Below are 5766 nucleotides of genomic sequence, written 5' to 3' on the forward strand. Positions count from 1 at the left end.
GTGTTCGGCTGTGATGCGGTCTTGGGTTTTCTCGGCGGCGGTTTCGCAGATGAAGGCGGCGACTGCACCAGAGGCGATGGCATTTGGCCAAAATTCTCCCCCATCCACGCGGGTTCCTGGCATTCCTAAGAATAAATCTCCTGACTGACACGCGATGGAGTTTGTTGTTAACCCCTTCACTTCTTGTTCTAAAGCAGGATGGGACTCGGACGGTATGGATATACCTGCTTTTGCCAGTAACGCTTTGAGCTTCATCTGTTACCACTCCTCATAACTGGGCTGATTTTATTTTGCATCATATCAGGAGAAGGTCGGAAGAAAAGGGGTATCGATACACAAAGAAGAAACCAGCAATATCCATCAATAGACTTCGCCTGCTATTGACTGGAGGTAAAACTTGTCGTTGACTTTCCCTGCTAGAAAAGGACATTAAAAAAATTTAATTTATATGAAATCCTGAAATCGGTGCTACAGATTATTACCCTAGATCCCACGTAGAGACGTTGCATACAACGTCTCTACACAATATGGATGCGCTACCAATATTTTTGTAAGAGTTGTTCTAACTGCGTCACAGACATTCGGGGAGAGGGTCGAGGGATATGGTGTTCTGTATTATCAATCTCACTGGATTTGAACAAAACCGGAATTTCATATTGATAGGTTTGAAACCAATCTTCCCGCGTCGTAATGTCTCGAATTTCTAATTGAAATTTTCCTAATTTTTGAGAGGTAGCTTGAATTTTTTCAATTTTTTCTTGTAATCCTTCGCACAAATGACAGCCTGGTTTACTGTATAAAATTAGTGTAATCATTTGTTGGTTTTAACCTCTGCTAATAACAGTTTTGTTGCTTCTTCAGGGGGGAGGGGTTTAGCAAATAAATACCCCTGTCCTAAAGTACATCCTAATTGATGTAAAATTTTCATTTGTTGACGAGTTTCTATTCCTTCAGCAACGACATCTAATTCTAAATTTTGAGCTAACGAGATAATTGCTTTAACAATTTGTAACGGTTGGCTTTGATTGCCACTGAAGGGACTATGATCCTGATCTAAACGATTAATAAACGAGCGATCAATTTTTAAACTATTTAAGGGAAATTGATGTAAATAACTTAAGGATGAATACCCCGTTCCAAAATCATCAATAGAGAGATGAATTTGACGAGATCTTAATTGTGCGAGAATAATAAATGAGGTAGCTAAATTCTCCATAATTACACTTTCAGTAATTTCTAACTTTAAATCGCTGGGATGACAACCCGTTTCAGCGAGAATTTGATCAATTTGTTCGAGTAGGTTGGCTTGGCAAAGTTGTTTACTCGATAAATTAACGCTAATTGTCAGGGGATAAACACCAGAAGCCCCAGTTTTTTTCGGATTAAATCCTGTTGTCACGGAGGAATGAAGACCTGCAAATTTTTCAGTTAACTGTTCTTGCCAAACTCGAAGTTGATGACAAGCTTCCCGTAACACCCAAGTTCCTAACGGGATAATTAATCCTGTTTCTTCTGCGACGGGAATAAATTCGGCGGGTGAAACTAAACCCCGTTGAGGATGGAACCAACGCACTAAGGCTTCAAATCCAGTAATTTTCTCACTCGATAAAGAAACAATCGGTTGATAATAAACCCTAAAATCTTTGAGTTCTTGAGGTGGGGATGGGGAGGGTTTTAATAAATTTTCTGGTGTTTTTAATTTCCTTGGAAAAGGGTTAGTTAAGGGAGTTAAGGGTGGGGAAGGTTGGGGGCTAATAATCCGCATTCGTCCATAAATCGCTTGTCTTAAATCTGTTTCAAGCTGCAACATTGACATCGCTTGACTATGGATTGTTAAGTCAAATACTTCATAACGGGCTTTACCTTTTGCCTTTGCCCGATACATCGCAATATCAGCATCTCGTAAAAAATCATCAGGATTATTATACAATAAACATTGATAGGATTCATGACTATTTTCGGATTGATGATAGTGACCACGACTGGGAACAATCCCAATACTAACAGTTGTAAAAATTTCATGTTCTTGAATATAAAAAGGTTGAGTTAATTCATCATGAATTTTCTCCGCCATCCGGGTCGCATCGGTGATGTTTTGAATTCGATGCAGCAAGATTGTAAATTCATCGCCCCCTAAACGAGCAACGGTATCGACGGAATTCACACAATTGAGAAGACGATGGGCAATTTCAACTAAGAGTTGATCTCCAATCAAATGTCCTAAACTATCATTAACAACTTTAAACCGATCTAAATCTAAAAATAAAACAGCAAACTGATAATCAGACTCCTTTCGAGATCGTTTTAACGCTTGATCTAAACGTTCATTAAAAAAGCTGCGATTTGGTAATTGGGTGAGTGCATCATGCAATGCTTCGTACATGAGTTGAGCTTCAAACCGTTTCCGTTCTGTAATATCTCGAATAATAATTTGAATCGCCGATTGACCTTGATAGTTAGCAGGAATTCCGACAATTTCGACATCAATCACTTCCCCGTTTAATCGGGTTAATTTCTGTTCAATTAACTCATCGGATTGCTCGGTGGGTTTAGGATTATTAATTTGAGCTTGAATTAAATCAAAATAATCAGGAGGAAGAAAATCTAAAATGGAACGCCCCATTAAATCTTGGGGATGACTGGCTCCTAACAGTTTTGCGCCCGCTATATTAATATAAACTAATTTTTCTCCATCATGAATAGCGATGGTTTCTGGGGATAATTCTACTAAACGCCGATAACGTTCTTCACTTTCTCTGAGGGCTAACTCAGCTTTTGCCCGTTGTTGTTCCGTTTGATGAGCCGCAATAAATCGACCAATACTTTGAGCCATTAATTCTAAAATTTCTAATTCATGGGATTCATAAGTCATGGTTTTAGTTTCTAAACAAGCAAATCCCAAGATTCCATAAATTTTGCCATTCACCCAAATCGGTGTTCCTAAACAAGTTTCGAGATGAAATCTTTGATAACTTTGAAGTTGATTGAATTCAGGATTCTGCCCAATTTGGGTATAAACTTGAGTCATCTGAGCCTGAATCACGTGCTGAGAGTAACTTTCTTGTAAAGGCACAGCTAGACCGGGTTGAAGCTGCTTTAAATCCGAATGAACAGTATCGATAATAACTTGGTCATTTTCTAATCGGTTAATAAAACCGATGGATAATTTAAAAATTTCACACCCTGACTGAAGATAATCCCGAAAGAGTTCATCTAAACTTTGATGATGATAGGTACTAATTCGATGTAAATGTTTGAGATTAGAACTAAACTGAGCTAAAGCTTGGGATTGTAACACTAAATCTTGTTCCGATTGTTTGCGCTTGGTGATATCAGCTTGAATCCCAATAAAATGAGTTAAATGTCCCTTGGGACTATACACCGGAGCAATCGAAAGTTCATTCCAAAAAAAGCTACCATCTTTTCGATAATTTCGCAGTTCAACTTGACATTCTCTTCCTTCTAAAAGGGCACGACGAATTTTTTCAACACCTAAATTATTAGGATCATTCCCTTGTAAAAATCGACAATTTTTCCCTAAAATTTCTTCTCGGCTATATCCTGTAATTCGCTCAAACCCAGAATTAACAAAAATGATCGGATTATCCGCTTGAGTCGCATCGGTAATGACAATGCCATTACTACTACTATGAATCGCCCGTTCCATCAATTGTAAGCGCTCTTCAGTCCGATGGCGTTCAATGGCGGCGGCTAAGACATTGGCGATCGCTTCTAAAAAATGGAGATCTTCTGGGGTAAACTGACGGGGGTGACGACTATGAACACTTAAAACTCCCCAATGGCTAGAGACAGGAAATTGTGATTGTTCCTGGTTCATCAAAGAATCTTGTCCCCACCGGGAAATGGCCACACTCATGCCACTAATGATCCGATGATTATGCAGTAGGGGACTTCCTGAAAACCGAGTTTCAATTCGTAAATCCTCAACAATGACGGGTTCATTTTTGAATAAGGTATATCCCGCCTGAGACGTGAGATGGGCACTGACTCTAGCATTCCGCACCAGTCCAGATTGCCAACCGACTCCCGCCCTCAACCAAAAGGCATGACCACCGGGCATCAGTTCCAAGAGTTTACAGTATTCTACATCTAGGGTTTTAGCGACGGTGGAGACCACTTCATCCATGAACACGGACAGGTCAGACTGAATTAGTGCTTGTTGACCGAGATCAGCAACGGTGGCTTGGTTAGTGATCTTAGATTGTAAGCTGGTTAAGAGTTGGTCGTCAGTGGTAACGGTTGGAAGTTCCTCAATGATTTCCTGAGCATTAATCAACAAGGTGACTAACTGACCGAATTCGTTCCGCAGGGGTAAAATCGTGATTCGACAACGGCTGAATGTTCCATCCCGGCGAAGCAAGGGGATCTCATGGGTACACCCAGAACAGTAATAGCACAGGTTCTGAGTAAAAAGGTCAGTGACCAGATGATGCAATTGAGTAAAATTTAATGCCGCAGGAGTTTTACCCATCACTTGGGATTTGTCATAGCCAAACATCCGTTCAGCCACTGGATTCCAATGAATAATCTGGTTTTCTGCATTCATCACAATCACCCCATCCTGCCAATGATCAAAGCTTGGCATTGGACGGGAAGGGACAAGGTGACCGGAGGGATTGGCGATTAAATTTGAGAAGGTGGATAAAACCAATTGTTCTCCGTTTACACTGAGTAAACGCATTGAAATCATTGTCGACCATACCTTCCCATCAGAACGTTTCACTTGTAGCGGTTGCTGTTGGATTGCATTCTTTTTTCGCAATTTTTCCAACAAAACTTCCCGATCGGTTAGATTGGCAAAGATATCGGATTCGGTCAAGTTTTGGTATTCGGAGTTGAGGAATCCGAAGGTGCTCTGGAAACAAGAATTACAGTAAAAAATCCAACCATCAGCCATCCGACTGACAACCACAGGAACTTGCAATAATTCTGCAATGGCTTGAATTAGTGCTTGGCTGTCTTGCAATGCAACCTCCATATCCGAATCCATGACCCCTTTGCGATCAATGGATGCAATGGGATAAAGTTAGTTTTGATCTCCCTGTGTCCCGTTTTTGTTGAGCATCAACTCACTTCCAGCATTGTCTGTTCGACTACTCGTAGTGATCCCTGATTGGTAGAGTATTGGACGCACCAAGGATTTTTTGTCTGCTCCTCCGTATACATTCTACAATTATCATCATTAAATTTTGACTTTATTTAACGAAAATTAAAAAAAAACTTAACAAAGGTCTTGGATGTGGTTAAAATGTATGTCAGTTCAGCAAAAAAATTGCTCATGGGATTAATATCATTGTCCGATGAAAATTCTTTCGGTAAAAGATAATGTTAAGGTCAATATTGTTCGATGAATTGGTCAGAGGGTTCAGACTGAACCTCTACTTGAATTCTTCAAGGATTGCATCTGCACCAAGAAGGATCAAGCCCGTTGAGGGATTTGATCTTAATTCAAGAGAATCAATTCAAATCCTATGATCTAATCCTGAAAAACTGAAAATTAATCAACCCTTTGCTGAAAATTTATTAAATTTACCAAATGCTTATGCCAAGCCATACTCTGTTGTCTATTCAGGTCAAGATCGCTAAATTTATTAAGTTAAAATAAGAAATAAAACCAACAATTTTTCCGTACTTTGGGTCGTCAATTGAGATGATTAATCACACCGTATAAAGTTTGATTGAACCTATCCCTATTCCCTTCCCTATTTTCTTTTCCCCTCTGTTCCCTGTTCCCTGTTCCCTGTT

At 39.8% G+C, this 5766-nt stretch carries 3 protein-coding genes; all 3 read right to left on the reverse strand.

The window, feature by feature from the left end:
* Window positions 1-255, reverse strand: a 255-nt coding sequence (locus ACKPEB_RS15235) for a Mur ligase domain-containing protein (RefSeq protein ID WP_408965781.1), incomplete at its 3' end; no start/stop codon positions are given.
* 281 nt (window positions 256-536) lie between these two features.
* A complete protein-coding gene (locus tag ACKPEB_RS15240; protein ID WP_408965783.1) occupies window positions 537-812 on the reverse strand; it encodes a glutaredoxin family protein in 276 nt (91 codons plus the stop codon).
* Complete coding sequence (locus ACKPEB_RS15245; protein WP_408965782.1) at window positions 812-4999, reverse strand: EAL domain-containing protein; 4188 nt, start codon at window positions 4997-4999, stop codon at window positions 812-814. Before ACKPEB_RS15245 ends, ACKPEB_RS15240 begins: the two co-directional genes overlap by 1 nt.
* Window positions 5000-5766 lie beyond the last annotated feature (767 nt).

Origin of the sequence: Planktothrix sp. (genome assembly GCF_046067725.1) — a bacterium.
In the GTDB taxonomy this organism is placed as follows: Bacteria; Cyanobacteriota; Cyanobacteriia; order Cyanobacteriales; family Microcoleaceae; genus Planktothrix.